26 protein-coding genes are annotated in these 25,704 nt (G+C 60.5%); 5 read left to right on the top strand and 21 right to left on the bottom strand.

The features are described 5' to 3' along the window. Positions 1-129 precede the first annotated feature (129 nt). Together VHB22_RS06165 and VHB22_RS06160 are read right to left on the bottom strand one after the other, a co-directional pair. Positions 130-651 carry a DUF177 domain-containing protein gene (locus VHB22_RS06165; RefSeq protein ID WP_325456074.1) on the bottom strand — a complete coding sequence of 174 codons (522 nt, stop codon included), beginning with the start codon at positions 649-651 and terminating at the stop codon, positions 130-132. A gap of 13 nt (positions 652-664) precedes the next feature. Then, positions 665-1,213: a ubiquinol-cytochrome C chaperone family protein gene (locus VHB22_RS06160; RefSeq protein WP_325456073.1), complete on the bottom strand. Its 549-nt coding sequence runs from the start codon at positions 1,211-1,213 to the stop codon at positions 665-667. A 153-nt stretch (positions 1,214-1,366) separates the two neighbouring features. Here VHB22_RS06160 and VHB22_RS06155 point away from each other — a divergent pair, with 153 nt between their 5' ends. After that, positions 1,367-1,864 (top strand): outer membrane protein assembly factor BamE, encoded by a 498-nt coding sequence (locus VHB22_RS06155; protein ID WP_325456072.1) that lies wholly within the window; start codon positions 1,367-1,369, stop codon positions 1,862-1,864. Between the two features lie 142 nt (positions 1,865-2,006). Continuing rightward, complete coding sequence (locus tag VHB22_RS06150; RefSeq protein ID WP_325456071.1) at positions 2,007-2,261, top strand: hypothetical protein; 255 nt, start codon at positions 2,007-2,009, stop codon at positions 2,259-2,261. 79 nt (positions 2,262-2,340) lie between these two features. On the opposite strand, the gene VHB22_RS06145 is transcribed toward VHB22_RS06150, so the two are convergent. Beyond that, positions 2,341-4,497 (bottom strand): sodium-translocating pyrophosphatase, encoded by a 2,157-nt coding sequence (locus tag VHB22_RS06145; RefSeq protein WP_325456070.1) that lies wholly within the window; start codon positions 4,495-4,497, stop codon positions 2,341-2,343. Positions 4,498-4,727: 230 nt separating this feature from the next. Beyond that, positions 4,728-5,180 carry a VrrB protein gene (locus VHB22_RS06140; RefSeq protein ID WP_325456069.1) on the bottom strand — a complete coding sequence of 151 codons (453 nt, stop codon included), beginning with the start codon at positions 5,178-5,180 and terminating at the stop codon, positions 4,728-4,730. A gap of 288 nt (positions 5,181-5,468) precedes the next feature. Here VHB22_RS06140 and VHB22_RS06135 point away from each other — a divergent pair, with 288 nt between their 5' ends. Further along, the gene (locus tag VHB22_RS06135) at positions 5,469-6,353 is read left to right on the top strand and encodes a DUF937 domain-containing protein (protein ID WP_325456068.1); all 885 of its coding nucleotides are present in this window, start codon (positions 5,469-5,471) and stop codon (positions 6,351-6,353) included. Between the two features lie 74 nt (positions 6,354-6,427). Here VHB22_RS06135 and VHB22_RS06130 read toward each other — a convergent pair whose 3' ends face one another. From VHB22_RS06130 to VHB22_RS06115, 4 genes are all read right to left on the bottom strand, one after another. Then, entirely contained in the window at positions 6,428-6,778 is a 351-nt protein-coding gene (locus VHB22_RS06130) for a hypothetical protein (protein ID WP_325456067.1), read from the bottom strand. A gap of 192 nt (positions 6,779-6,970) precedes the next feature. After that, a complete protein-coding gene (locus VHB22_RS06125) occupies positions 6,971-7,318 on the bottom strand; it encodes a RidA family protein (protein WP_325456066.1) in 348 nt (115 codons plus the stop codon). Positions 7,319-7,379: 61 nt separating this feature from the next. Continuing rightward, positions 7,380-7,964: a GDYXXLXY domain-containing protein gene (locus tag VHB22_RS06120; RefSeq protein ID WP_325456065.1), complete on the bottom strand. Its 585-nt coding sequence runs from the start codon at positions 7,962-7,964 to the stop codon at positions 7,380-7,382. Further along, complete coding sequence (locus VHB22_RS06115) at positions 7,961-9,055, bottom strand: DUF2157 domain-containing protein (protein ID WP_325456064.1); 1,095 nt, start codon at positions 9,053-9,055, stop codon at positions 7,961-7,963. The genes VHB22_RS06120 and VHB22_RS06115 overlap by 4 nt, the downstream gene beginning before the upstream one ends. A 329-nt stretch (positions 9,056-9,384) precedes the next feature. On the opposite strand from VHB22_RS06115, the gene trmFO reads away from it, so the two are divergent. Then, positions 9,385-10,818 (top strand): methylenetetrahydrofolate--tRNA-(uracil(54)-C(5))-methyltransferase (FADH(2)-oxidizing) TrmFO, encoded by a 1,434-nt coding sequence (gene trmFO / locus VHB22_RS06110; RefSeq protein ID WP_325456063.1) that lies wholly within the window; start codon positions 9,385-9,387, stop codon positions 10,816-10,818. Between the two features lie 79 nt (positions 10,819-10,897). Here trmFO and VHB22_RS06105 read toward each other — a convergent pair whose 3' ends face one another. From VHB22_RS06105 to yajC, 6 genes are all read right to left on the bottom strand, one after another. Beyond that, complete coding sequence (locus VHB22_RS06105; protein WP_325456062.1) at positions 10,898-13,516, bottom strand: hypothetical protein; 2,619 nt, start codon at positions 13,514-13,516, stop codon at positions 10,898-10,900. 37 nt (positions 13,517-13,553) lie between these two features. Beyond that, positions 13,554-14,387 carry a squalene/phytoene synthase family protein gene (locus tag VHB22_RS06100; RefSeq protein ID WP_325456061.1) on the bottom strand — a complete coding sequence of 278 codons (834 nt, stop codon included), beginning with the start codon at positions 14,385-14,387 and terminating at the stop codon, positions 13,554-13,556. 26 nt (positions 14,388-14,413) lie between these two features. Beyond that, positions 14,414-14,791, bottom strand: coding sequence for an Mth938-like domain-containing protein (locus VHB22_RS06095; protein WP_325456060.1), 378 nt, complete (start codon positions 14,789-14,791; stop codon positions 14,414-14,416). A 26-nt stretch (positions 14,792-14,817) separates the two neighbouring features. After that, on the bottom strand, positions 14,818-15,795 hold the full coding sequence (secF, locus tag VHB22_RS06090) for a protein translocase subunit SecF (protein WP_325456059.1): 978 nt from the start codon (positions 15,793-15,795) through the stop codon (positions 14,818-14,820). A 13-nt stretch (positions 15,796-15,808) separates the two neighbouring features. Continuing rightward, positions 15,809-17,422 (bottom strand): protein translocase subunit SecD, encoded by a 1,614-nt coding sequence (secD, locus tag VHB22_RS06085; RefSeq protein WP_325456058.1) that lies wholly within the window; start codon positions 17,420-17,422, stop codon positions 15,809-15,811. Positions 17,423-17,500: 78 nt separating this feature from the next. Continuing rightward, positions 17,501-17,836, bottom strand: a complete 336-nt coding sequence (yajC, locus tag VHB22_RS06080; protein ID WP_325456057.1) for a preprotein translocase subunit YajC — start codon at positions 17,834-17,836, stop codon at positions 17,501-17,503. Positions 17,837-18,044: 208 nt separating this feature from the next. On the opposite strand from yajC, the gene VHB22_RS06075 reads away from it, so the two are divergent. Further along, the gene (locus VHB22_RS06075; RefSeq protein ID WP_325456056.1) at positions 18,045-18,908 is read left to right on the top strand and encodes an ATP-binding protein; all 864 of its coding nucleotides are present in this window, start codon (positions 18,045-18,047) and stop codon (positions 18,906-18,908) included. A 150-nt stretch (positions 18,909-19,058) separates the two neighbouring features. Here the strand turns inward: VHB22_RS06075 and VHB22_RS06070 are convergent, their stop codons facing one another. The 7 genes from VHB22_RS06070 to scpB all read right to left on the bottom strand — a co-directional run bounded on the left by VHB22_RS06070 (position 19,059) and on the right by scpB (position 25,672). Further along, the gene (locus VHB22_RS06070; protein WP_325456055.1) at positions 19,059-20,681 is read right to left on the bottom strand and encodes a LysM peptidoglycan-binding domain-containing protein; all 1,623 of its coding nucleotides are present in this window, start codon (positions 20,679-20,681) and stop codon (positions 19,059-19,061) included. A gap of 279 nt (positions 20,682-20,960) precedes the next feature. Next, positions 20,961-21,725: a 5'/3'-nucleotidase SurE gene (gene surE / locus VHB22_RS06065; protein ID WP_325456054.1), complete on the bottom strand. Its 765-nt coding sequence runs from the start codon at positions 21,723-21,725 to the stop codon at positions 20,961-20,963. A gap of 54 nt (positions 21,726-21,779) precedes the next feature. After that, positions 21,780-23,060: a serine--tRNA ligase gene (gene serS, locus VHB22_RS06060; protein WP_325456053.1), complete on the bottom strand. Its 1,281-nt coding sequence runs from the start codon at positions 23,058-23,060 to the stop codon at positions 21,780-21,782. A 74-nt stretch (positions 23,061-23,134) separates the two neighbouring features. Further along, entirely contained in the window at positions 23,135-23,959 is an 825-nt protein-coding gene (gene tatC / locus VHB22_RS06055) for a twin-arginine translocase subunit TatC (protein ID WP_325456052.1), read from the bottom strand. A gap of 4 nt (positions 23,960-23,963) precedes the next feature. Further along, complete coding sequence (tatB, locus tag VHB22_RS06050) at positions 23,964-24,350, bottom strand: Sec-independent protein translocase protein TatB (protein ID WP_325456051.1); 387 nt, start codon at positions 24,348-24,350, stop codon at positions 23,964-23,966. 48 nt (positions 24,351-24,398) lie between these two features. Beyond that, the gene (locus VHB22_RS06045; RefSeq protein ID WP_325456050.1) at positions 24,399-24,608 is read right to left on the bottom strand and encodes a twin-arginine translocase TatA/TatE family subunit; all 210 of its coding nucleotides are present in this window, start codon (positions 24,606-24,608) and stop codon (positions 24,399-24,401) included. Positions 24,609-24,808: 200 nt separating this feature from the next. Beyond that, positions 24,809-25,672, bottom strand: coding sequence for an SMC-Scp complex subunit ScpB (gene scpB / locus VHB22_RS06040; RefSeq protein WP_325456049.1), 864 nt, complete (start codon positions 25,670-25,672; stop codon positions 24,809-24,811). Positions 25,673-25,704: the final 32 nt, after the last annotated feature.

Raw genomic sequence — 25,704 nt, 5'->3', positions numbered from 1 at the left:
ACCCGGCATGGCAATGCCGGTGCCCGATCCTAGGCCCTCTCTGTTCCCGAATTTGGTCGCGACCATAGTCCTTTGAAGTTTCGGAACAAGGCGAAAACGCGGCTCATGCACGGTTGCCGCAGTGCCTTATCAATCTCTGTCTTTGAGCTTGGACAACGCCGCGAAAGGGTTCGACTTTTCAGGCTCGCCCGCCTGTGGGTCCCTCCATGTAAACTCCGCATCGGGCCGACGTGGATAAGGATCGAGCGATGCCGAAAGCGTCTCAAAAACGATGCGGCCGACCGGAACGATGCCACGCTCCAGAACATCGACGTCGGGGCCGGCGAGAACGCTTGCATCCTCATCGTTGTCGGCGGTTTCGACCTTCGGTCGAAATTCGACATCGAACGGCGCATCTATTTTGGCGGCGACCGGATCGAGCGTGACGACACAAGCCTGCTCGACATCAGCCGTCAACCTGCCCCACAACCGGTATCCTCCGCCGGACACGGATTTGATACGATAATGCGCGGCAAGCCCATCGAGCTTCAGCAGCTCCAGGACTTTCGCAATAGCTGCTCGCTCGGCCTCGGTCGCGCGTCGTTCGCCATCGAACCCGCCCGCGGGGATGCTTGTAACGTTGTGTGTCCAATCGGTCAGCGGTTCGGTCACGACGCCCCAATCCTCAATGGTTGCTCAGAAGCCGGTCGAGCGTCCCATTCTCGACGATTGTCTCGAACGGCGTGTCAGAGGATGCCAACACAGCGAATGCGGCGCGCATATAGCGGGCGAGCGCCTCTGCGCGTTCCTGCCTCGCCCCATCGTCGATCACGTTCCCAAGTACGTAATCACGAAGGTTAGCCTCAAGATCCGGCCCCTGTCCGGCAAGCGCCCGCCGATAAGCTCCGGCGCGCTCGTAAAACGCCGCAGCGGCACGCTTGACCTTTTTCCCGACGGCCATATCGCCGACGCCCATCTCCCGCATGCAGTCGTCCATATCGGTGACGAACGCTTCGATTGTGCGCCGCGAAAGCTCAATGGCCGTCGAATCGGACTTAATAGGTTCTAACGCCAGAAAAAGGTGAAGCGCGACCAATTCGAAACGGCCTTCGGGTGTGTCCGGTACGCCCACATCGCTATAAAGCGCACGATGCCGCGCTGCGGTCACGACGCTGCCATAAAGCTTTTCTGCTCTGCGGCTTACTGTGGCGCGCCGTCTGAACCAGTGCAACATGCGCGGAAAGGACCTTGGTTCGCCGGTAAGCCGGGGGGAAATGTCTGGGGATCGTGCGGCGCAACGGCATTGGCTCGCGTTGCCCGCTTCTACAGCACATTCTAAACACACCGCACGAGATATCGAAGCGATTCTCAACGAATGAAGGGTCGAATGCGACAGCTTGGCAAGACGAAACGGTTCGGAGCGGCGCTTTGCCGTGGACTTGCCCTTGCGTCGCTTGTCGCACTCGCAGGTTGCGGCGGAACGGTCACCCGGCACGGCCAGATATTTACCGAAACAGACCTTCAGGCAGTTCAACCCGGCATGAGCCAGGATCAGGTGCGAGCCGCCCTGGGCACGCCCGCCACGACGGCTGTCATCGGCGATGGCCACGCCTATTATTACATTTCAAGTACCGACACACAGGCATCCTTCTTCCTGCCGACCGAGCAGAGCCGGCAGGTGGTCGCCGTTTACTTCAATCAGGGTGGCACGGTCGACAAGGTCGCGAATTACGGCCTCAAGGACGGCAAAGTGTTTGACTTCGTCAGCCGCACAACCCCTGCCCCGGGTGGCAAGGACGAAGGCATCCTGAAGCAGCTCTTCCGCAACCTCGGAAAACAACAGCTGTTCGGCGCAGGAAGTGCCTTCGGAAGCGGACAATATTAGGCTTTACCCTGCGCAAGCTGTCGCTAGCATAGACCGCCGCAGCCACTACGTGGCCATGCAGGAGAAGCAACTAAGCCTGAATCGCAGTGAAATTCGCGACCACCGGCACAATGTCGAAACCGAAGCAGCGCGCGAGTACCACATGACCGAAAACATCCAGGAAGGTTTTATGGCTTTCATCGCCGACGGCGAGGAAGGTATCGGTGCGGTCCGCGAGGTCAACGACACCTCGATCGTGATCTACGTCGAGAACGCGGGCGAATTCGTCGTGCCGCGCTCTGCGGTAAAGGACGTGCATTCCGAAAAGGTCATCTTAGTACCCGGCCGGCTCGACAAACGTTTGTTGGCGGCCGTCGGCCACGCGCATGACAGCGAAGATCCAAACCTCGCGGGTTAGCTGGCTGGGTACAGAGGCACGCGACAAAAAAAGGCTCCGGAGTTACCGGAGCCTCTATCGTTTTCACCTCGCGCGGCGATCACCAGTGCGCCAACACCGCGAGCAGCAACAGCGCCACAATGTTGGTGATCTTGATCGCCGGGTTAACGGCCGGACCCGCGGTGTCCTTGTAAGGATCGCCGACGGTGTCGCCGGTCACCGAAGCCTTATGTGCCTCGGAACCTTTGACGTGCTTGACGCCATCCTTGTCGACGAAACCATCTTCGAAGCTCTTCTTGGCATTATCCCAAGCGCCACCGCCGGAAGTCATCGAAATCGCAACGAAGATGCCGGTGACGATGACACCGAGCAGCATCGCACCGACTGCCGAGAACGCCGCGCCCTTCCCTGCAATCGCATTGATGACGACGAAGAGCACGATCGGCGACAGCACCGGCAGCAACGACGGCACGATCATCTCCTTGATCGCGGCGCGTGTAAGCAGGTCGACCGCAGCGGCATAGTCGGGTTTTTCGGTGCCCTTCATGATGCCGGGTTTGGCTTTGAACTGACGGCGCACCTCAAGCACGATCGCACCGCCTGCACGCCCGACGGCCGTCATCGCAAGACCGCCGAACAGGAACGGGATGAGCCCGCCGAGCAAGAGCCCCGCGACGACATACGGGTTTTCAAGACCGAAGTTGACTTGCACGCCCTTGAAGAACTGGTAGCCGGTCGCGCCTGCCTTGTTCGCTTCTTCGATGAAGTGCGAGAGGTCGTAATTATAAGCCGCGAAAAGAACGAGCGCGCCGAGGCCCGCCGAACCGATCGCATAGCCCTTCGTCACGGCCTTCGTCGTGTTACCGACCGCATCGAGAGCATCCGTTGACCGGCGCACTTCCTTCGGAAGTCCCGCCATCTCCGCGATGCCGCCCGCGTTATCCGTCACCGGACCAAAGGCGTCGAGCGCGACGATCATGCCGGCTAGACCCAGCATTGTCGTTGTTGCGATTGCGGTGCCGAAAAGGCCGCCGAGGTTATACGTAGCAATGATGCTCGCAACGATGGCGAGCGTTGGCAGCGCGCAGGCTTCGAGCGAAACGGCGAGGCCCTGAATGACGTTCGTGCCGTGTCCCGTAACCGAAGCCTGGCTGATCGACTTCACCGGCCGATAGCCGATGCCGGTATAGTATTCCGTGATCCAGACGATGAGGCCGGTCAAGGCAAGGCCGACGAGGCCGCACAGGAACAGGTTCCATCCGGTGATCGTCTGACCGGCGGCCGTGCCGACGTCACCGAAGCCGCCGAGTACGTATTGCGTTGCCACCCAAAGTCCGGCGATCGAAAGCAGCCCCGACGCGATCACGCCGCGATAGAGCGCACCCATGATCGAACCGTTTGTGCCGAGCTTCACAAAATACGTGCCGATGATCGACGTCACGATACACGCGGCACAGATCGCAAGCGGGTACAGCATCAGCATCGAAAGGTTCGGCTGACCGGCAAAGAAAATCGCCGCCAGAACCATCGTCGCAACGACCGTCACCGCATAAGTTTCGAACAGGTCCGCAGCCATACCGGCGCAGTCGCCGACATTGTCGCCGACATTGTCCGCAATCGTTGCGGGATTGCGCGGATCGTCTTCCGGAATACCGGCTTCGACCTTACCGACGAGGTCGCCGCCGACGTCTGCCCCTTTTGTGAAGATGCCGCCGCCGAGACGCGCAAAGATCGAAATCAGCGAAGCACCGAAGCCCAGCGCAACGAGTGCGTCGACGACTTCACGGCCCCCCGGCTCTTTGCCGAGCACACCGACCAGAAATGCGTAGTAGCCCGCAACGCCGAGCAGCGCCAAACCAGCAACCAGAAGTCCGGTGATCGCTCCTGACTTAAAGGCAATGTCGAGTCCCTTGCCAAGTGAGACGGTGGCGGCTTGCGCGGTCCTGAGATTGGCACGCACAGAGACGTTCATGCCGATGAAGCCCGCGAGGCCAGACAGAACGGCACCGATCAAGAAGCCGAACGCCTGTAGCGGTCCAAGAAGCAACCACGCCAAGATGAAGATGACGACGCCGACAATTGCAATCGTTCGATATTGCCGGCTGAGATATGCCTGCGCGCCCTCGCGGACGGCCGCTGCAATCTCCTGCATCCGTGCATTGCCCTGATCGGCGCTCAACACGAAATTCGAGGTAATAAATGCATAAAGGATCGCCAACGCCCCGCAGGCGATGATCCCCCAAAGTATGTTGCTCATGAAGTGGTCCTTTTTGGCCCGCTTTTTTGTTTGTGCACGCGGGTTCTGCCGGGACAGACCCCGACTGCTCCCCAGACAGACTCGCCTAGCGAAAGTCGCGGCGGACCATGCCAAAAGTGCTTCCGCGTTGCAACTGAGCGCTTGTGCCACCTTTGGCATAGAAAAAGCGGCCGGAGACGGGTCTGCCTCCGGCCGCTGGGACGATAAATTCTAAAAACGAGCTTTGCCTGCTAGCGGTGGCGGTGACCGCCGTGATGGCCGCGATGGTGGCCCCAGCCGCCATGATGCCGCCGGCCATGATGACGCCAACCGTGGTGCCGCCACCCGCGATGGCGCCAGTGCCGATGCCGCCATCCCCAGCCGCCGTAGCCGTAATACCCGCCGTAATAATAGCGCGGATAATAATAGCCATATCCGTAATATGGCCATCCCCAGCCGATGCCATAGCCCCACCACCGGCGGTGACCCCAGCCCCAGCGGCGATGCCCCCAGCCACGATGCCAGCCGCGATGGCCCCAGCCGCGATGGCCCCAGCCGCGATGCCAACGGGCCTGCGTGACCAGGCCAGAAGTCTTTCCAACTTGTGCGGCAGTCAGACCCGCAGCCGCATGTGCTGGACCGGGAAGTGTTCCCGCCAGCAAAAGCCCGCCAATGACCGACAAAGACATCAACAATTTTCGCATGGAACTCTCCACCTTCGCATCCTCCCTTAGAGGAAGTATTCGGTCAGCATTCTGCTTGGTTTCGTAACGCCGCAGTGCGGCCAAAGTTGCACGTACGCATGAGAGGGCGTCCGCGTCTCTCACACGCTCAAACGTAAAGGCTCTGTGGGATGAACGCCCGCTGAATGCGAAAGCGCGGTGAAATTTTCCTTACACGCTGCTAAACAGCGGACAGATGCCAGATCTGATGACCCATGCTGGGTATAAGGATGGCTGCCAACAGCGCCATGATCCCGAGCGGAGACTGACGTGACGATCGATGCGAGCCTGAGAAGTCCGGAAGGTCGCCTGCTCATCAGCAAAGTTGCACAGGCGTTCAATATTGATGACGATAAGGCGGAGACTGCGGTTCGCTCGCTAACCGACGAACTGAATGCCCGCGTACAGCGAAGTATGCTGTCCCGCGGCGGCATTGCCGACGTCGCCGCCCTGGTAACGAGCCCCGCAGCAGGAAACACTCTTGCAAAACCGGACACGCTCGCCTCGCCGGCAGCGGCTGAAGCCGGCAATCACATCCTCGACGTGCTGATCGGCAACAAGCACGTCAGCCGGAAGATCGCCGGGCGTACTGCCACGAAGTCCGACCTTGACACCGGCACCGTCGAGAAACTCCTGCCCGCCGTAGCCAGCCTGTTCATCGGAGAGCTTCAGCGCCAATCACAGCCGGGGCTGGCAAATCTCGTCCGCAATGCGCCCGGCCTCGTCAGTGCAGGGGGCAGTCCGCTTCCGCTGCCCGGAGACACGTTGCCGTCGGCTCGATCGCAGAGCAATTGGAATACGGATCCGACGGCATCTCCACCACAGTCCGCGCCGCGCGGACCCGTTGACGCCGGGCAACCATTGCCGATCCCAGGAGACAACATTCCGGGCCTCGGCCGCGAGTCGCCGCAGCGCTACCCCGATCCGCAAAACCCGTATCAGCGGCTACCCGACATTATCCGCCGCGGCGGACAACAAGTGCCGGAAGACAACGGATCGGGCGGTGGCTCATTAGAAGACGTTATTCGCTCAATCTTCGGCAGCGTGCTCGGCTCGAACCGCGGCGTCATCGGCACAATGATTCAGCTCTTTCTGATCCGCTGGCTGGCATCGCTTGCACGCCGTTTCTTATCGCGGATGTTCGGCGCCCGATAAAACGGGAACACAATACGCAAGGCGCCGCGCGATTAACGCGCGGCGCCAAATCTCAAATATCCCAACTGTGTGCGTTAGCGGCCGCCACGGCACGGCCGCGAGCTGACGTCACAGCTCCAGGGACCGCGAATACCGGCTTGAGAGCATTTGATGCTCTTGCTGCCCGACCGCCGCCAGCTCGTCCACGCTCCGCCGTATTCGAAATCGACGAAATCGGCCCACGACTTTATGGCTGCGAGTGTCGCTGCCTTTTTTGTCGGAAGCCCAGAACTCGATCCGTAATGGTAGTGATCAGTGAAGCAGATGGAGCCGCGCTCGCGACGCTGCTCATGAATATCGGCAACCTCTTGTGCCACGACTGGCGTAGCGATGAACAAAACCGCGGCGAGCGCAAGACCGCCCCGAACGCATCCCGTCATTGTCATTGTCGACCCCCCGGAAACGACTTTAGGGCGAACCCCTGCGGATATCTCGCAGATTCAGAAGGCGGTTCGAAGCGTTGTCGATGGCGTCCCTCAAGAAATTCTCGGAAAGCGGCAAACGGGGCACAGATGCACCGTGCCGGCGCAGGACGGCCGGACGGCGCATCAAAATCATCCTACTTAGGGGCGACAGCTCTATTTGACCGCGACGACCGAGATTTCGACCAGCATCCGCGGGTCGATGACCTTGGCTTCAATGCATGCCCGCGCCGGGGCGTCCTTACCGCCGAGCCACGCGCTCCACGCCTTGTTCATGCCGTCGCGGTTCCGGATGTCATTGAGCCAGACGGTCGCCTGCACGACCTTGGATTTATCGGTTCCGGCAAGTGCCAGCAGGCGGTCGATCTCGGCTAGGACTTCGGCCGTCTGTCCTTCGACGTCGCGCGAAAGGTCGGTCGGGATGACGCCCGCCGTAAAAACGAAGCCGTTGGCCTCCGTCATTTTTGAATAAACGGCTGAACTTTCATAGCGTTTGATGGTCACGTGCGCCTCCCAGGTGCTTATCCGGCGCCTCATAGCAGGCACCGGCACACACCAGAAGACTTTAAAGGAGGGGCGGGTCGACGTGCCGCTCACCATCGACGATGAGCCCTTTGAGCGCCGCCGTGCCATCGCCGCCGACCGCGACGATGGCGTCGATCTTGTGGTCCCTGACCTTGCTTTCGAGCGCGCGGCCCGTTCCCTCGGGCACGAAATAGGTTTCTATCCCATAGCGCATGTTCAAAACCTTATCGTAGGCACCCGCGCCGCCCCAAGCGTTATGAACCCGGCCTTTGAGCACCACATCTCCGGAAGCGACCTCTTTGGGATAGGTGGTGGAAAGCTCCTTGACCGTCCATCCGCCATCAGGCTTCGGACTGAGTGTCACGAAGGCTATCGATCCGGTCTGAACGTCGGCGAGGCGGCCCTCTGGCGCGTTCGTCTTGTTCAAAGTCGTGATGTCGTAGCCAAGCGTCACGTAATCACCGCGAAACAGATCACGGGGATCAAGCGGCTTCACCGGCATCGTAATTTCGCGACCGTCCTTCAAAAGCCGGTCCTTGTCATAGACCATCTTGAACAGCGCCGCCGATTGCACCAGCGCGACGAAGATCAGTAGCAGCCAAAAATAGCGACGCGTTCCGCTCATGCCGCGACCTCCTTGCCGGGCCCACGCTGCGCAAGACGCAAGGCCATGTAAGCAAGTCCCGCAACGATCAGCGCCGCGATGAGGAAGAACAAGGACGTATTGAGGATCGATCCGACCGTCTTCCAATAGACCGACAGAATTTCGAGCGAAAACCCAATATATCCCAGCCAAAGCACACCGCGATTGCCGGTGGCGAGCGCGTAGCTGATGGCTGCGAGCAGCAACACGAGAGTCAAAGCAGCAAGCGCGATCAGCGTACCGAGTGTCGGATCCTCGAAGAATTGCAAGCCATATAATCCGGCAAACGCTACAGCGACCGCGTAGCCGAGGCTCGGAGCCGCGACAGAGTCGAATTCCGGCAAAGCTTTCTCCGCGGCAATCGCTGCCCCGGCCGCGACGAGACCGAGGATCGCGACAAGCGCGTGCTCATGCCCGCGGTCCAAAAGATAACCGAGGGAGATGACGAACAGCGACAGCGCAAGCGCCGAAAGGTGCAATCCGGGACACCAGCGTTGCCAAATGAAAGCAGCCGTCACCGCCGCCCAACCGATGAGGAACGGCCAATGGACCTCGTTGCGGTCCAGCGTCTTCATGCTCGACCAAATGCAAACGAGCACCATCGCCAAAGCCAGCGCCGGATTGGACCGCAGCAGTACGCCCGCGAAAAGCGCGCCGATCCACCACATCAGCACGCCATCCGTCGGATCGCCGCTGATATGATACATCTGGCTGATCAGCATGACGCTGGCGCCGAACATCGCGACCGAAAATAGAATGGCCGCGTCTGCGAACATGTCGTGACCCTTGCTCGCAAGCCAGCCTGCCACTGCGTAACCGGCCCAGACCGACGCCAACAGTAACAGCAAGCGGCCCAGCCGCGGCATGTCTTCCCAATGTGCGGCAACAAATGAAATCGCCGCGAATCCAAACAACACGCTCGCGAGGATGGCGAGCGCCGACGGTAGATTGAAATCGCGGCCGCTGTTGGCGACATCGGCGAGAATAGCCGAACGTCCCTCTTCGCTGACCCAGCCGTTGCTGCGCCAGCGATCGAGATCCTGCGCCAGGCGTTTTTTGTATGGCGTCAACATTTTGAACTTTTCTTCACCGTCGACCGTGTTTCGTCCTGCTGGTCTTTCAGACACTTCCGCTGATGCGTGGCCATTTTCTGTCCGCACGGCATAGAAGTCATGTTCATCGCCGTTTGGCTAGTCAGTCGGAAGCGATGGTTACCGGTGTTTACGCGTACCTGACGCTTCTTGCCGGAAGATCGGTAAGGCACCAAAAATTACGGCAAAATCGACCGGCCAAGCGCGATGCATTGCACGCACACCCCACCGAGCTTAAGTAGCGGCCGAGACGCGTCGAGCACGGGCGATCGTTTAGCCGCGACCCAACGGAATTTTGGAAGCACGACACAATGAAGAATATCCTTCCCGTTCACGTCATTGGAGCCGGTCTCGCCGGATCGGAAGCCGCGCATCAGATCGCGAGCGCCGGTGTCCCCGTCGTGCTCCACGAAATGCGTCCGGAACGCGGAACGGAAGCGCACAAGACGGATGGCTTCGCAGAGCTGGTTTGCTCGAATTCCTTCCGCTCCGATGATTGGGAAAACAACGCCGTCGGCCTGTTGCACGAGGAGATGCGCCGCGCGGGCTCGCTGATCATGACCGCCGGCGACAAGCACAAGCTTCCCGCAGGCGGTGCTCTCGCCGTCGATCGCGACGCCTTTTCCGCCGAGGTGACAGAGCGGCTTTCGGAAAGTCCTCTCGTGTCCATCGTGCGCGGCGAGATCGAAGGTCTTCCGCCTGATGATTGGACGAATGTCATCATTGCGACCGGGCCGCTGACGTCGCCCGCGTTGAGCGCAGCGCTCGGCGCTTTGACCGGCGAAGAATCGCTCGCTTTCTTCGACGCGATCGCACCGGTCATCCACCGCGACAGTATCGACACCTCGATTGCCTGGTTCCAATCGCGCTACGACAAAGCCGGTCCCGGCGGCACTGGCGCCGATTATCTCAACTGCCCAATGACGAAGGACGAATACGAAGCCTTCGTCGACGCGCTACGCGATGGCGATAAAACGTCATTCAAGGAATGGGAAGCATCCACGCCTTACTTCGACGGGTGCCTGCCCATCGAAGTCATGGCCGAGCGCGGCCGCGACACACTCCGCTTCGGCCCAATGAAACCGGTCGGCCTCGACGATCCACGCACGGGACGCTGGCCGTATGCCGTCGTGCAACTTCGCCAGGACAACGCACTCGGAACGCTATGGAACATGGTCGGTTTCCAGACGAAACTGAAACACGCGGAGCAAGTGCGTATCTTCCGCACGATCCCAGGACTGGAGAATGCGGAGTTCGCCCGCCTCGGCGGTCTGCACCGCAATACCTATCTCAACTCTCCGAAGTTGCTCGACCGTTCACTGCGCCTCAAGGCGCAACCGCGTCTCCGCTTTGCGGGACAGATCACAGGCGTCGAAGGCTACGTCGAAAGCGCGGCCATGGGATTGCTTGCTGGCCGTTTCGCAGCGGCCGAAGCGCTTGGACAGCGAATGGATGCGCCACCCGCAACGACGGCACTTGGCGCACTCCTCGATCACATCACCGGCGGCCATCTCATCAGCGAAGACGCCGAACGTTCGAACGCGAGGTCGTTCCAGCCGATGAACATCAATTACGGTTTATTGCCCGATCTCAAAACCGCACCAACGCACGATAAGGACGGGAAACGCCTCAAAGGCCCCGAGCGAGGACGTGAAAAGAAACGGGCAATGTCCCGCCGCGCGCTCGCCGATCTCGCGCAGTGGCTCGATGCCGATGCAGCGCGCACCATCCGACGTTCGGCGTAACACTTCGGCGTGCATTGTCATCCCGGCAGAAGCGTAGCGGAGAGCCCGGACCTAGGATGCGCACGACAAGGTCTCGCTCCTAAGGCGAACCGGATGGCCCGCCGCCGCTCGCAGGAGCGAATGGCCGAATGGCCGTCTCAGGTAGCGCCCCAGTAGCCGAAGGATCGCTTTGCGATGGCGGCGCGGGAGGCGCAAGTGTCTCAGCGTTCGTTGCAGCGGGCGGCAAAGCCGTTGATGCGGCCTCACCTGTCGCTGCGGCAGGCGGCTGCGACCCGACGACCGGCACCGGACCGGTACGAGCGGATGGCGGAGCACCAACGACGGGCACCTGTCCAGTCGCCGAAGGTACAGCCGGCGCCAGGATGGCCTTCGCTTCGCCAAGGCCCGTGTCTCCGCCCGCTGAAGGTATCGGCGGCAAGGGCTTTTGCTCGAGGTTCGCTGCCGGTGGTGGAGGTTGACGCTGCGGCGGTGCGGCGGCGGAGTTCGGAGCCGCAATATCTTCCTGCGTCGCCGGAACGACTCTCGGGCCCGTGGTTCGCGGCGGCTCGGCTAAATTCGTCGGCGTCGGCAAACGCTCGGGCGCCGGAGGCGGGTTCGCCTTCGCTTCGGACGAAGCCGCATCGGCTGGAACCGCATCGGCCGGAGCCTCTGGCTGTGACAGTGTTCCCGACTGTACGTCGTTCGGACCGGAAACCACAGCTTTGACTTTCACACGCTCCGGCTTATCGGGAAGCGGCAAAGCCAACGGATCGTCGTCCGACGCAATGGCCTGGGCTTCGGAGTTGTCCGGCCCTTGCCCGTATTTCGCAAGAACCGCGCGCGCCTTGTCGACAACGGCGTCGGCAATCGCCGCTTGACCCTCAGCCGTCGGATGGAACGCTCCCGAATACGTCGAAGCGAGCAGCAATTGTAGCGGCGCGAATGGTTCGATCTTGAGAACCTTGGTAATCAGACCCGCAGCGACGTGAAAGTTCGCCGTCATGAATGCATCGTTGGGCGTGCGGAACCAACGCTGCCGTGACGCATACGGAAGATAGTCGGCCGGATTATAGGGCGTCCAAACACCATTCACTTTGCGCGGCAGCCGAAGATCGTCGACCTGGCTGACGCCCGTCACGCTCAAACCAGCGCAGATGCCGCGTCCGATGAAGGCACGCCTGTGCGTCTCGACGTACGTCCAGCCATAGTCCTCGGCACTTTTCCGCATCTGCCTGTTGAGCTTATCGGCGAACCAAGTTCCGAGCCGGAGCTTCGTCCCGTCGAGATGGAAATCAGGAACAACCTCCATCCCGGCATTGCCGCTGGCGCAGGTGTCGCTGCCGTCGCCCTGCAACGCAAGCCCGGGATAGGCGACGAGAAGAATGCGATCGCTCTCGTCCCACGGCATATAGAGGATGTTATGAAGCGCGCGATTGAGCGCCTTGTAGCGCGCGCCGAGATGACTGAGTTCGGCCGACGCTTCCGCTTCCCCGTGTACTTCGCCAAGCCAGCCGCCGAGCTCCCGCAATATCGATTCATCGGAAAGCACCGCATTCGCCAGAAGCCGCGAAAAGCCGATATCGTTGCCGCCGATGGAAACCAGAACGAGATCGATCTTACGCGCCTCGTCCTGCGGACATTTGCGCAAAACAAGGCCGCCCTGCAGCTCGGGAATCTGCCCGTTGATGTGATACGCCTCCGGCGCATAGAGCGACTTGGTAGGATTATTTCCGCATTGCGCTTGGGCGACGGCCGAAATTTGCGATAGGCGCGGAGGGTTCGGCACCCACTCGTTGCCTTTGTAACGAAGGAAAAGACCATCGGTGACCTCGGCGCCAGCGCACGACACGCCGACGAACGTCACCGCACGATGCGGATCTTCAATCGCCAACTGCAATGCCGTGCGCAATTGTTCGGAATAGAGCGAGCGGTGGCATGCCTGATCGAGCCAGCGCGCATTAGCCTTTTGAAATGCGCTGTCCCCAAACTCGCGCCAGTTTCCCACCCGCGCCGGATAGCCGGTCAAATCGCTGTAGAGACCGACCGTGCTGTAATCGGCGGATCGCTTACGGGAAAACCGAACCGCAACGTCGGGATTGCCGTCGCCCGACGCAAAGCTGTCGCCCATGCCCGCGATCAGAATGTCGCGAACCTTGACGTCCGCTTTGGCGACTTCCAGCCCACCAATCTGCACGCTGACGATGGCACCCTTCGGATAGGGAATGACAAAGCGCACCGGCGCGCTGCACGGCTGCGTGACGGCATCCCCGCGCGGATGCTCCGCATCCCTCGGCGCCGTGAGCCACGTGCAGGAGAGCATCTTGGGATCGTCGATACCGATGACCTTGAAGATGACGGCATGGCTCGTCGGATTGATGTAATCGTCGTACGCTTTGCACTTGAAGCGGTTATCGTGCCAGCAGGTCTTCTGGTAGACGGCGGACGCCCAACCGCCAGGATCGTTGCTTTGCAAAGCCCGCTCTTCCGATAGAACCGGTGTCGCCTTCTGTTCGGGCCCAAGCGCGCGATAAGCCAGTCGATGCGCTTCGGTGTCTCTCGGGTCGGTAAAAAATCGGAACGGATTCTCGACGCGCCACGTGATGAACGCCGACGCCTCCGCCGGTCGCGGCGCAGCCATCGAAAGAAGCGCCACCGCGACGGTCGCGAAAAGCGACAGGACCGCGGCCCGGCGCGGCGCCGACTGCAAGCGAGATATCATCTGCCCCCTTCGCTTTGGTCGTCTGACATGGCGCTCTTCAGAGCGCTCTGATCCAATGCGCGCGTGCAATGCGCCACAATCGCGTGAGCGGTGCGATGTCCACGATGTCACGGCGCGGCTCATGTCGTGCCATCTGCAAAGCGCGAAAATGGGGCTCGATCAGGGCGAGCTTAAGCAAGGCCGTAGTAAAAACCCTCGGTTTGCCCGCCAGTTGGCGACGCACGGCAGCGAGAGACGCCCGCGCTTCCTCCGCAAGCCAGCCGATTTGCGGACGCCAATCGCTGTCGGATGAGGCCGGAGATCTATTGTCGGGCAGCGGCGAACGGCCGGCTGCAAGAGCATAGGGAAGCTCTAAAGCGATGCGCGTAAGCCCAGAAGCCCGTGCCGCCGCGTTAATCAGATCCCGGCCGGCCGCGTCGAGCGGCCCGTGCAAAATCTGCAAAGCAAAAGCGAGCGGCGTCCCGTCGATGGCGCGTAGCGACTGATTGAGGGCCGCGTCATCCCGAGGCGGATCGGCGAAAAGCGCATCAACATGGGCATCGAGATAGCAAGCGAGATCTTCGCGCGAGAGCGTGTGGCGCCTCATCACGTCCGCGAACTGATCGAGCACCGGATTTCCCGAAAGGCCAAGCTCACTGTTATCCCCGAGGAGAGCATCGCGCCACCAGCTAATACGGATCTCGCCGAGCATCGCATCGCTCACGAGCGGGGCAATACGAGAAATCTCGCCGTCGAAAGCGGCAAGGGCAATCAGGTCATCACGAACGGCCGGCGGCGCAAACAGCGCAGCATAGTATCGGTCAGGCGCATTGCGCCGCGCACTCGCTCGCACGGCTTCGATGTTGCCGAATTTATCGCGAGCCTCGCTCACACTCCCGCTCCACGATGCAAGCACCCTCAAGGAACGGCGATCAAAGCCGCTGCGATCCTTCGCTTCTCGGCGACGAGAATATTGTAGGTCCGCGCCGCCGCGCCCGTCGACATTGGCTCCAGCCCGATATTGGCTTTAGCAAACGCCTGATAAATTGAGGGCTCCGGCCAGACTTGTGCGTCGCCCGTACCAAGCAGAAGCGCAATCGGCGGTTCAAGTGTGCCCAAAACAAACGCGAAGTCTTCCGGCCGAAGCGCTGCCGCGGACGTCGCACTCCACGCATAAATGCCGCTCGGAAGACAGAAGATCGAGCCACGATGGCTCATCTCGGCAAAGCGGAACCCGCCGTTGCCATAGGCGGTAATGGCTGTTTCGTAAGGATAGCGGGCGCCCGCATCCGTCATTGGAGCGCCGCTCCTCCAGTCAAGCGCTATGCCTTGGCTTTGGCCTTCGACGATGCGGCAACTGCTTTCGCGGCTGCATCGCTCCAATCTCGCTTCACGCCGAGATAACCAAGCAGCGGAGCCGCGATGAAGATCGACGAATACGTCCCGATCACGACACCGAGCAGCATCGCGAGGTTGAAGTTCCGGATCACTTCGCCGCCGAAGATGTAAAGCGCCAGCAGCACCGCGAGCGCCGTCATGCCGGTAAGGATCGTCCGCGACAGCGTTTCGTTGATGGAAAGGTTCAACAGCTCGTTGAGTTCCATCTTTTTGAATTTACGCAAGTTCTCGCGGATACGATCCGACACGACGACGGTGTCGTTCACCGAATAGCCGAGGATGGTCAGCAGCGCAGCGACCGTCGATAAGTCGAATTCGAAACGAAACAGTGAGAAAATGCCCGCCGTGACCAGAACGTCGTGCGACAGAGCCACGACCGCGCCAAGGGCAAACTGCCATTCGAAGCGGAACCAGACATAAGCGACAATCGCCAGAATACCGGCAGCAACGGCGATGAAACCGGTCATCCGGAGTTCGCTGGATACCGCCGGTCCGACGACCTCGACCCGGCGTTCGGTATAATTCGCAGCCGTTGCAGTGGTGACCTTCTTCAAAGCGGCCTGTTGCGCCGTCTCTCCCCCCGGCTGCTCTTCGAGCCGGACAAGCACATCATCAGGAGCACCGAATTGCTGAATCTGAACATTGCCGAGGCCGAGGCCGTTCAGCTTATCGCGCAGCGCTGAGATGTCGGCATCGCCGCTTTTCGTCTTGAGCTCGATCAGCGAACCGCCCTTGAAATCGACGCCATAGTTCAATCCCAACGTTGCGCAAAGGCCGATCGAGATCAGCATCGCAATGATCGAAAGCGCGAGAGCGGGGCCCTTGAATTTCATGAAGGGCAGATTGAGGTCGTGCGGGAAGAAGTCGACGCCCCTGAAGACCGGAATAAGTCTCATTAGCACGGGTTCTGGTCTCCTAAACGGGAACGGTAGCGATACGGCCCTTCGGCTGGGCCTTGAGCCACAACGAAATCAGCAACCGAACGACGGTCACCGAAGCAAAAATCGATGTCAGAATGCCGATCGTGAGCGTGACGGCGAAGCCGCGTATCGGCCCTGCACCGAGCCAGAACATGATGATCGCGCAAGCAAGCGTCGTGAGCTGGCTATCCGCAATCGTCACGAACGCGCGATTGAACCCGGCGTCTATAGCCGAAACCGGCATTTTGCCGACCCGCAGTTCCTCTCGAATGCGCTCATAGATGAGAACGTTAGCATCGACCGCCATGGCGACACCCAGAACGAGACCAGCGATGCCAGGCAGTGTCAGCGTCGATCCGATCAGCGTCATCAACGCCAGCGTCAGCATCAAGTGCACGACAAGACCGACGCACGCGAAGATACCGAACGTACCATAGGCCAAAATCGTCAGACAGACGACGGCAAGGCCGCCGATGATGCCCGCGAGTTTACCGGCGGCAATGGAGTCGGCACCAAGCGACGGACCGACCGTACGCTCTTCAACGATCGTCAGTTTGGTCGGCAACGAGCCGGATCGCAACTGGACGGCGAGGCGGTTTGTGCTCTCGACGGTGAAGTTACCCGAAATCTGTCCGGAGCCGCCGAGGATGGGCTCGCGTATGACAGGAGCCGACAGCACTTTGTCATCGAGCACGATCGCGAATGGCCGCCCGACATGATCCTTCGTAAAGGCAGCGAACCTGCGCGCACCGATCTGGTTGAAGCGGAAGTTGATCACCGGCTCGCCGGTGCGGCTATCGAAGCCGGGTTGCGCGTCGGCGAGATCGGCGCCCTGCACCACGGGTTGCTCGCGCAGCAGGTACTCGTTTTCGCCCTTGTCGCCCTGATAAATTTTATAACCTGACGGGATGGAGGTCATCTTCGCTTCTTCCGTCGTCAGCGACGGATGCACCTCATGGAAAGTCAGCTTCGCCGTCTCGCCGATGAGCTTTTTCAGCTCCTTCGTATCCTTGAGCCCTGGAAACTGGACGAGAATTCGGTCCGTGCCCTGACGAACGATCGTCGATTCCGACGTTCCAAGATTGTTGACGCGCCGGTTGATCGTCTCGATCGAAGCCGAAGCCGCATTGGCAATCCGCTGCCGAAGGCCCTGCTCGCTCTCCTTGATGATGATCGTGCCGGGATCAGAGCCTTCACTGAGGTCGACGTCATATGCGCTACTACCAAGCAGGGCATTGCCAATCGGCTGCCGGACCTTATGCAGCGCCTTCATCGCCGCATCCCGCTGCTCCGGTTTCGCAAGCTTGATAACGAGCTGCGATAAGCCCTGCGCGCCGATTCCGGTAAATCCGATTTTTGCGTCCCGTAGGACCTTGCGCGCTTCATCGCGCAAGTTGTTGATCCAGTCTTTTTTGAGTTCGTCCTCATCCATCGCGAGCAACAGATGGGCCCCCCCCTGCAGGTCGAGGCCGAGCCGAAGCTGCTTCTTCGGCATGAACGACGGCCACGACTGCACCGTCTCCTTCGAAAAGAAGTTCGGCATCGCGACCAGGAAGCCCGCGAGGCAGATCAACAAAATGGACAAGGTCTTAAATCGTGTGAAATGCATCTGAAAGGATCTCAAAATTCCTGGTGGAGCGGCCGAGCCGGGCCGCCTGGGCATTCTCGCATGTAAACGTCGCTTAAATCACGTTGCCTCTTTGACAGGTTCGCCTTTCGAGCGCACCTCCAGCAGCGTACTTTTGACGACCCTCACGCGAAGGTTTTCGGCCAATTCGACCTCGATCTCATCGCTAGTGTCGGATGCCTTCAGCACCTTGCCGACCATGCCGCCCGAGGTAATGACCGTATCGCCGCGGCGCACCGCGTTGACTCGCTCGCGAAGCTCCTTGGCGCGCTGCGATTGCGGGCGGATCAGAAAAAAGTAGAAAATTCCCAACATGAGAAGCATTGGGATCAGCAAACCGCCGAGAGGCTCCATCGGGCTGGAGGCAGTCTGCGCAAAAGCGGGGGTGGCGAACATCGGAACGGCGAGTCCTCTGGGTGCGAGCGGAATAAGCGCCCCTGCCCCGAGCCCGTTGGCCTCAGGGGAGCGCTTACCAAATTCGCTGCGGACTATAGTGGCCAGCGGCCCATTTGCAACCTCGCAAAGGCGCAGGTGTTTGCCGTTGGCATCTCCGGCCGCTGCGATTAAACACGCTGTTTCCGATAGATAGCCGCTTGGACCGCAGATGAACGACGCCGACAAATTAAAACCCCTTCTCGAACGGATCGCCAATGCGTTGGAGCGGCTTGGTCCGCTCCGGGAACGGGCACCCGACTTTGAGGCCGCCGAAGCCTTTGTCTGGCACGCGGAAGGCGCCTGCTTCGAGCCGGTGCCCGAGGTCAATCGCGTGCCGCTCGGTTTGCTCAAGGGAATTGATCACACGGCCGGCATCCTGCTCGACAATACACGCCGGTTCGCGGACGGCCTACCCGCCAACAACGCGCTCCTCTGGGGTGCCCGCGGTATGGGAAAATCGAGCCTCGTCAAGGCCGCGCATGCCGACGCTCAGAGCCGTTCACGCAAATTGAAGCTCATCGAGATCCACCGCGAAGACATCGCGTCGCTTCCGAAGTGCCTGGGGTATCTCAAAGCAGCGCCATACCGCTTTATCGTATTTTGCGACGACCTCTCGTTCGATCACGACGATGCGAGCTACAAATCGCTCAAGGCTGTCTTGGAAGGTGGCATCGAGGGACGCCCGAAGAACGTGCTGTTCTACGCGACGTCCAACCGCCGTCACTTGATGCCGCGCGATATGATCGACAACGAGCGTGCGACGGCCATCAATCCCGGTGAAGCGACCGAAGAGAAAGTTTCGCTCTCGGATCGTTTCGGACTCTGGCTCGGATTTCACAATGCGAGCCAGGATGATTATCTGGCGATGGTCCGCGCCTACGTCGCGCACTTCAAGCTGAAGATTAGCGATAAAGATCTCGAACGCGACGCACTCGAATGGGCAACGACTCGCGGCGCACGTTCCGGCCGCGTCGCCTGGCAGTACGTCCAAGACCTCGCCGGCCGCCTGAAAACACCGATGGACAAGATCTGATTTTCCGCGCTTGGCGGCCGGCTCGCGGAACGCGAGTCGCCAAGCGCAATCAAAGATACCAAGCGCACACAAAAAAGAGCCGGATCGAACGATCCGGCTCTCCTCGTTTCCCTCTGTGCCAGCGCTTCACCCCGCGCTAGCCCGTGAGCGTCAGAGCTTCTCGAGGTACGGTATCGGATCGACCGGCCGCGATCCCTGACGCAATTCGAAGTGCACCTGCGGCTGGTCGACCGATCCGGTCTTTCCGGCCTTGGCAATGACCTGTCCGCGCTGCACCTTGTCGCCACGCTTGACCAGCAGTTGATCGTTGTGCGCGTAAGCCGTCACCCAACCGTTGTCATGCCGAAGGAGCACGAGATTGCCGTAGCCCTTGAGCTCGTTGCCGGCATACGCGACGACACCGGATTCGGCAGCGTGAACGTCGGTACCAAGGGGGACGGCGAGATTGATACCGTCGTTATGCGTGCCGTCGGGACGACCGCCGAAGCCCGCAATGATCCGGCCCGTCGTCGGCCAGCGCAGCTTGACGGCGCCGGCGAGAGCAGACGCCGCAGCGGTGCCCGCCATCGCGACCTTCTTTTCCGGTTGCTTCGGTGCGGCGGCAGGCGCCGCTTCGGCCGCAACCTTGTGCGCGATGGCCGGGGGCGCGGCAGGAGCTTGCGGAGGCGGTGCAGGTGCGGCGTCGGTTTGCTTGTCCGTCAGCGAGGCGACGCGCCGCTCGTTGATAATGGTCGGACGGGTCGTCAGCGACTGACCGTAATTCGGAATATCCGCTTTCGATTGCGTCGCGCTAAGCGGCGGCACGACAGCCGGAGGTGCATTGTCGGCAACGCTCGTCGCGTGTCGGGGTATGCGCGCTGGAGGCGCCGACGCCGCGACCTGCGATCCTCCGTTGTCCGGAATTTTCAGCACGGCTCCTGGCTTCACGAAACGCGGATCGGCAATTCCGTTCACCTGCTGCAGTTCGGTGAACTTCACATGATGGGCGCGCGCAATGCCGTAAAGGGAATCGCCGGGCTTTACCGTATAGGTCGCGTTATATCGGGCAGCGACGGGGGGAGCCGCTTGTGCCAGCGGTGCCGGCGCAGGCCGCGCCGCTTCGACGGCGTTCGCAGCCGCCACGCTGCTGCGCGTGGGCTGGGGCATGTGAGCGTCGCTCGGCAGATAAAGCTTCTGGCCCGGACGCAAATTGGGGTTGCTGATCCCGTTGATCGACATCATTTCGGACATCGAAACGTTGTAGCGGCGAGACAGCGAATAGAGTGTGTCGCCAGGCTGCACCTCGATCTCATCGCCGCGCACTGTTGGCCGAGGCGCATTAGACGATGCCGCGTGACCGCCGTTCGGAACTTCATAGCTTGTATAGCCGAACGGTTTCGGCCTGTAGCTGTGCGCAGGCGCAGGAGGCGTATAGGCGGGCGGCGGCGGCGAATAGGCGGGCGCCGAGTAGGACGGTTGCGCGTAAGATGACGGCTGATTTGGCGGCCCTGCATCTGGTAAAGCGGCAACTTGCACCGAGGATGCACCGGCACCGTAAGGCCCGCGCGGCTGCGACGCGACGACTTGGCTATCGTTAAGTGCACTCGTCCGAACCGGCTCCGAAGGCACCGGGGCAGCATCTGGCGGATCGTTGAGATTGAACGACGCGCTGTCAAACCGCGTCACGTCTGCGCTGCAGCCTCCAATCGCGAGGCCGACAAATAAAATCGAAACGGCACCTGCGGACTTGAGGCTGAAACGCCCGCGCTGGCCTACGCCAAAACAAATGGTCATGGTACGCACCTCTACTCGCACCATCCATTAACCGTTAACCGGTTAACAGGCGGTAAACGTCGCCAGACGGATTGCCCCAAATCCTGAAAGTAGCGATGCGGCATGCCGATTGTCCGTGCCCCGCGCACAGCCGGCATGAAGGAAGGATCGATAACGTCGAACGAGGTTCGCAGAGAGCGGCCTCACCCAGAGTTAGTTCATTAGGTGAGAATTGCGCTTTATTCGCGAAAAGATTTCGGCATTCCAGCGGCGTTTGCGTTGCAGAGGTCCGCAGACGATTTACTTGAGGCGCGACGCGAGCGTCTTCGCGGCGCCGCGATCCGTCAGGTCGAGTGTCAACGGCGTGACGGCAATTTTGCTTTCCGCAATCGCGGCCAGATCAGTGCCCGGCACAAGCGTCGATTTCCGCCGCTCGAAACCGAACCAGAAATACGGCGTCCCCCACGGATCAGCTCGGCTGTCGATGTTGAGCAGCGCCTGATCCCGAAATCCTTGCGTCGCGACGGCGACGCCTTTCACCGCCTCAGGCGGAGTATCCGGGAAATTGACGTTGATCAGCGTATTGGGATTCCACTTCTGCGCAATGAGTGTCTTGATGAGTTGCGGCGCATGCGCGAGCGGCGTGTCCCACAACGCACGGCGTTCTCCATCTTCAAACCCCATCATCAACGACAGCGCGATCGAACGGATGCCGAGAACCGCTCCTTCCATCGCCGCCGCGACGGTTCCCGAATACGTAATATCCTCCGCCAGGTTCGATCCGTGATTGATGCCCGACAGAATGAGATCGGGCGGTTGATGCTTCAGGATATGGCGCACCGCCATGATTACGCAGTCCGTCGGCGTACCGGCGACCGCGTGCGTGCGATCGTCGAGCGTGCGCAATCTGAGCGGCGTGTGCAGCGTCATCGAATGCGACGTGCCCGACTGGTTCGTCTCCGGCGCAACTGTCCAGACGTCCGACGAAATGCCGAGCGCAATCGCTTTCAGGATTTCAAGCCCCTTCGCATTGATGCCGTCGTCGTTGGTAATCAGTATGCGCATGTTTTTCCTTGCACCCGGCGACTCTCCTGACGGAGAGCCGGCCGCCGGGTGCGGTTAGATTTTCGCGATCTTCGACAGCCCGCCCATGTACGGGCGCAAGGCATCGGGAATTATGACACTGCCGTCGGCCTGTTGATAATTTTCGAGCACCGCGATCAGCGTACGCCCGACCGCGAGTCCCGAGCCATTCAGCGTATGCACGTAAACGGGCTTGCCGCCGTCTTTCGGACGATAGCGCGCGTCCATGCGCCGAGCCTGGAAATCACCGCACACCGAGCACGACGAAATCTCGCGATACATACCCTGTCCCGGCAGCCAGACCTCGATGTCGTAAGTCTTCTGCGACGCAAATCCCATGTCTCCCGTGCACAGAACCACCGTGCGGAACGGCAAACCGAGCCGCTTCAAAATTTCCTCTGCACACGCCGTCTTACGTTCGAGTTCTTCGAGAGACGTTTCCGGCGTCGTGATCGAAATAAGCTCGACCTTCGAGAACTGATGCTGCCGGATCATGCCGCGCGTATCTTTGCCCGCCGCACCCGCCTCCGACCGGAAGCACGGCGTCCAGGCCGTCACGCGCATCGGCAATTGCGCTTCGTCTAAAAGCTGCTCGCGCACGAGATTCGCCAGCGAAATTTCGGCCGTGGGAAGGAGCCAAAAATCGTTCGTCGTCTTAAAGAGATCCTCCGCGAATTTCGGCAGCTGGGCCGTCCCGTACGCTGCTTGATCCTTGACCAGGATCGGCGGATTGACCTCCGTATATCCAAAATCGCCCGTATGCAGATCGAGCATGAAATTTGCGAGCGCGCGTTCCAACCGCGCCAGCGCGCCCTTCAACACGACGAAGCGCGCGCCCGAAATCTTTTGCGCGGCTTCGAAATCCATCAATCCCAGCGCTTCGCCAATCTCGAAATGCTGCTTCGGCGTGAAATCCAAACGCGCAGGCGTTCCGACCTTCCGCATTTCGACATTGCCGGTTTCGTCGCTACCCTCGGGAACATCGGCAAGCGGCAGGTTCGGAATGACTTCGAGCGCGGCCTTTATCTCCGCATCGAGCCTGCGCTCGTCGTCCTCGCCCTTTGCAATCGTATCCTTGAGCGCGGCGACCTCCGACATAAGACGCGCGGCCGTCGCCTCGTCCTTGGCGCCCTTCGCCTTGCCGATCTCCTTCGACGCGGTGTTGCGGCGCGACTGAGCCTCTTGCAGCGTCGTCAGCGTTGCGCGGCGCTTATCGTCGAGCGCGATTAAAGCGGCAGCCTGTGGCGCAAGCCCTCGCCGCCTCAAGCCCTCGTCGAAAGCTTCGGCATTGTCTCTGATCCATTTGATATCGAACACGGGCGGGCCTCGTTTTGCAGATTCCCGCAGGTCATACGGCGAACCGCGCGCGAGGTCTAGAACACGGAAGCCGATTAGGTCTTCGCAGCAGCCGCCTGCTGTCTCTCGACGAAGCGCACGGCCAGGATCGAAATCTCATAGAGCCCAATCGTCGGGAGCGCCATGATGACCATGCTGAATGCATCGGGCGGAGTCAGAATGGCCGCGGCTGCGAAGATTGCGACGATCGCATAGCGCCGTCCGTGCTTCAGGGCCGTCGAAGTGACCAGGCCGGTGCGGGCCAATAGCGTTAGGACAACGGGCAGCTGAAAGACGATGCCGAAACCGAAGATCAGCGTCATGATCAGCGAAAGATATTCGGAAACCTTCGGCAACAGCTCGATCGTCGGAGCGCCTGGCCCCCCGGACTGCGTGAGCCCGATGGAAAATCGGATCAGCACCGGCATCGCAACGAAGTAGACCATCATCGCCCCGATGACGAATAAAACGGGCGTCGCGATCAGATACGGTAGAAACGCGCGCCGTTCGTTTCGATAGAGCCCCGGCGCAACGAATTTATAGACCTGCGTGGCGGCGACCGGAAACGACAGGAAAGCCGCGCCGAACATCGCAAGCTTCACCTGCGTCATGATCTGTTCGAGGAAGTGCGTCGCGATCAGCTTCACATGATCGTTGCCTGTCACCCACATATACGGCCAGACAAGCACGTTGTAGATGTGCCCCGCAACCGAGAAGCAGACGAAGAACATGACGACGAAGGCGCCGAGCGCCCAGATCAACCGCTGCCGGAGTTCTATGAGATGATCGAGCAACGGCGCTTTGCTGGCGTCGATCTCGTCCTGCCCCTCGCGAGGCACATCGTCCCCCGAAGGACCCGATGGCGGCAACCGTTCGAGCATCGCCTCAAGACTCCATGCCTGGAGGCGCTGGCATGGGCGGCTTCAAGACCGCTGCATGAGCGGGCGGGTCCTGCTTCTCCGACGCGCTCGTATTTGCGGTCGACGGCGGCTCGATCCGCGCGAGTTTGCCTGCGTCGCCGATGCTCGTCTTCGCACGCATCACCTCAGCGTTGATCGAGGTTTGCATTTTCTCGACCTCTTCGCGCATCGCGTCGAGTTCGGCCTCGCGCATCGCCGCATCGAATTGGGCTTTGAAGTCGTTGGCATGACGGCGGACCATGCCCGCATACTTGCCGAGCGTTCGCATCAACGCGGGCAGCTCTTTCGGGCCGACGAACACCAGCGTCACGACGCCGAGAATCAGAAGCTCGCTCCAGCTGATTTCAAACATGCGTTGACCTTGCCGAGCTCAGCCGAGCCGCACCGCAAATGAGAAACGTCAACCGACCTTTGTGCGATCGGAATTTACCGCATCGTTCTCGATCGTGCGGGGCGCTGGCCTCTCCGGCTCGTCGTCCTCGGCCATGCCCTTCTTGAAGCTCTTGATGCCCTTCGCGACGTCGCCCATCAGCTCGGAAATCTTGCCGCGGCCGAACAGCAGCAACGCGATGATCAAAAGCAGAAGAATATGTTGTGCACTAAAACCCATTGAAACCTCTCGGCGGCAGCGGCCACCCGTGGGAGTTAAGTATCTTATCGCAGAACCGCTAGGCACGAGCAAGGTTCGGGCAAACACCAATTGACGCGATCTTGGCGCGTTGGCGTACCAATGACCTTAAAACAGCGAAGAATCGCCGGAATAAATCGAATTACATTCCGTTAACTTCGACGCGCAGCCTGCCGAACGGCCTATTCCCCCTTCGGCTCCGGCGGAGCTTCGCTGCCTTCGGCGCCATCGCTCTCCTCGCCAGCTTCCCTCTCGTCCCCGTCGAGAGGCAAAGCCTCCTGCTCTTCCTCATCACCGTCGTCGGACAGCGGTAGTTCGTCGGGCATCAGCGCGGCGACATCGGTGGGCGCCGGCATCGTGAAGTTGGGCGGCAGATTAGCGTCGAGCAACCCAGCAGCCTTGAGATCGGCAAGACCCGGCAAGTCCTTGATCGTGTCGAGCCCGAAGTGCACGAGGAACGTTTCCGTCGTGCCGTAGGTCAACGGCCTTCCCGGCGCCCGTCGGCGGCCGCGTGGTCGGATCCAACTCGTTTCCATCAGCACATCGAGGGTGCCGGGCGAGGTCGAAACACCGCGAATGTCCTCGATCTCGGCCCGCGTGACGGGTTGATGGTAAGCGATGATCGCCAGCGTTTCGAGCGCCGCCTTTGAAAGCTTCCGCTCCTCTTTCTGCTGTCGTTCGAGTAGATAGGACAGATCATCGGCAGTGCGAAATTGCCAACGCCCAGCGACGCGGACAAGCGCGATACCGCGATCTTTGTATGCTTCTTGCAGGTCCGCCAGCAGCGCATTGATGTCGTCCTCGGGGTCGACACAGCGCGCAAGCGTCTTCACATCGACCGGCTCAGCCGATGCAAAGAGAAGCGCTTCCAAACGGCGAAGCTTCTCACGTTGCGCACTCTTCGACAGATGATCGACGGCGGCCTCCGGATCGCTCAGCACATGCGGCTCGCCTTGATCGCGCGCATTATCGGCATCGTCGTTTGCCGACATCACTTCCATCTCTCGGCTAATGTCCGACACGACACTCAGTCTCGGCGGAACCATGGCTATTTCGAGCCCCCCTTATAACGGCCTTT

The organism is Hyphomicrobium sp., assembly GCF_035548195.1.
Classification (GTDB): domain Bacteria; phylum Pseudomonadota; class Alphaproteobacteria; order Rhizobiales; family Hyphomicrobiaceae; genus Hyphomicrobium_B.
The sequence above is the reverse complement of the archived record's forward strand: the minus strand, read 5'-3'. Positions and strand labels throughout refer to the sequence as shown.

What these genes read in the sequence shown, in the direction of transcription:
- VHB22_RS06140 (WP_325456069.1), bottom strand. Translation starts at nt 5,180, where the DNA reads ATGCGAAAATTGTTGATGTCTTTGTCGGTCATTGGCGGGCTTTTGCTG.
- VHB22_RS06105 (WP_325456062.1), bottom strand. Translation starts at nt 13,516, where the DNA reads ATGATATCTCGCTTGCAGTCGGCGCCGCGCCGGGCCGCGGTCCTGTCG.
- VHB22_RS06120 (WP_325456065.1), bottom strand. Translation starts at nt 7,964, where the DNA reads ATGAGCGGAACGCGTCGCTATTTTTGGCTGCTACTGATCTTCGTCGCG.
- secD (WP_325456058.1), bottom strand. Translation starts at nt 17,422, where the DNA reads ATGCATTTCACACGATTTAAGACCTTGTCCATTTTGTTGATCTGCCTC.
- surE (WP_325456054.1), bottom strand. Translation starts at nt 21,725, where the DNA reads ATGCGCATACTGATTACCAACGACGACGGCATCAATGCGAAGGGGCTT.
- tatC (WP_325456052.1), bottom strand. Translation starts at nt 23,959, where the DNA reads ATGCTCGAACGGTTGCCGCCATCGGGTCCTTCGGGGGACGATGTGCCT.
- VHB22_RS06075 (WP_325456056.1), top strand. Translation starts at nt 18,045, where the DNA reads ATGAACGACGCCGACAAATTAAAACCCCTTCTCGAACGGATCGCCAAT.
- VHB22_RS06155 (WP_325456072.1), top strand. Translation starts at nt 1,367, where the DNA reads ATGCGACAGCTTGGCAAGACGAAACGGTTCGGAGCGGCGCTTTGCCGT.
- yajC (WP_325456057.1), bottom strand. Translation starts at nt 17,836, where the DNA reads ATGTTCGCCACCCCCGCTTTTGCGCAGACTGCCTCCAGCCCGATGGAG.
- VHB22_RS06095 (WP_325456060.1), bottom strand. Translation starts at nt 14,791, where the DNA reads ATGACGGATGCGGGCGCCCGCTATCCTTACGAAACAGCCATTACCGCC.
- scpB (WP_325456049.1), bottom strand. Translation starts at nt 25,672, where the DNA reads ATGGTTCCGCCGAGACTGAGTGTCGTGTCGGACATTAGCCGAGAGATG.
- VHB22_RS06130 (WP_325456067.1), bottom strand. Translation starts at nt 6,778, where the DNA reads ATGACAATGACGGGATGCGTTCGGGGCGGTCTTGCGCTCGCCGCGGTT.
- VHB22_RS06150 (WP_325456071.1), top strand. Translation starts at nt 2,007, where the DNA reads ATGACCGAAAACATCCAGGAAGGTTTTATGGCTTTCATCGCCGACGGC.
- VHB22_RS06115 (WP_325456064.1), bottom strand. Translation starts at nt 9,055, where the DNA reads ATGTTGACGCCATACAAAAAACGCCTGGCGCAGGATCTCGATCGCTGG.
- VHB22_RS06045 (WP_325456050.1), bottom strand. Translation starts at nt 24,608, where the DNA reads ATGGGTTTTAGTGCACAACATATTCTTCTGCTTTTGATCATCGCGTTG.
- VHB22_RS06145 (WP_325456070.1), bottom strand. Translation starts at nt 4,497, where the DNA reads ATGAGCAACATACTTTGGGGGATCATCGCCTGCGGGGCGTTGGCGATC.
- VHB22_RS06070 (WP_325456055.1), bottom strand. Translation starts at nt 20,681, where the DNA reads ATGACCATTTGTTTTGGCGTAGGCCAGCGCGGGCGTTTCAGCCTCAAG.
- tatB (WP_325456051.1), bottom strand. Translation starts at nt 24,350, where the DNA reads ATGTTTGAAATCAGCTGGAGCGAGCTTCTGATTCTCGGCGTCGTGACG.
- trmFO (WP_325456063.1), top strand. Translation starts at nt 9,385, where the DNA reads ATGAAGAATATCCTTCCCGTTCACGTCATTGGAGCCGGTCTCGCCGGA.
- VHB22_RS06160 (WP_325456073.1), bottom strand. Translation starts at nt 1,213, where the DNA reads ATGTTGCACTGGTTCAGACGGCGCGCCACAGTAAGCCGCAGAGCAGAA.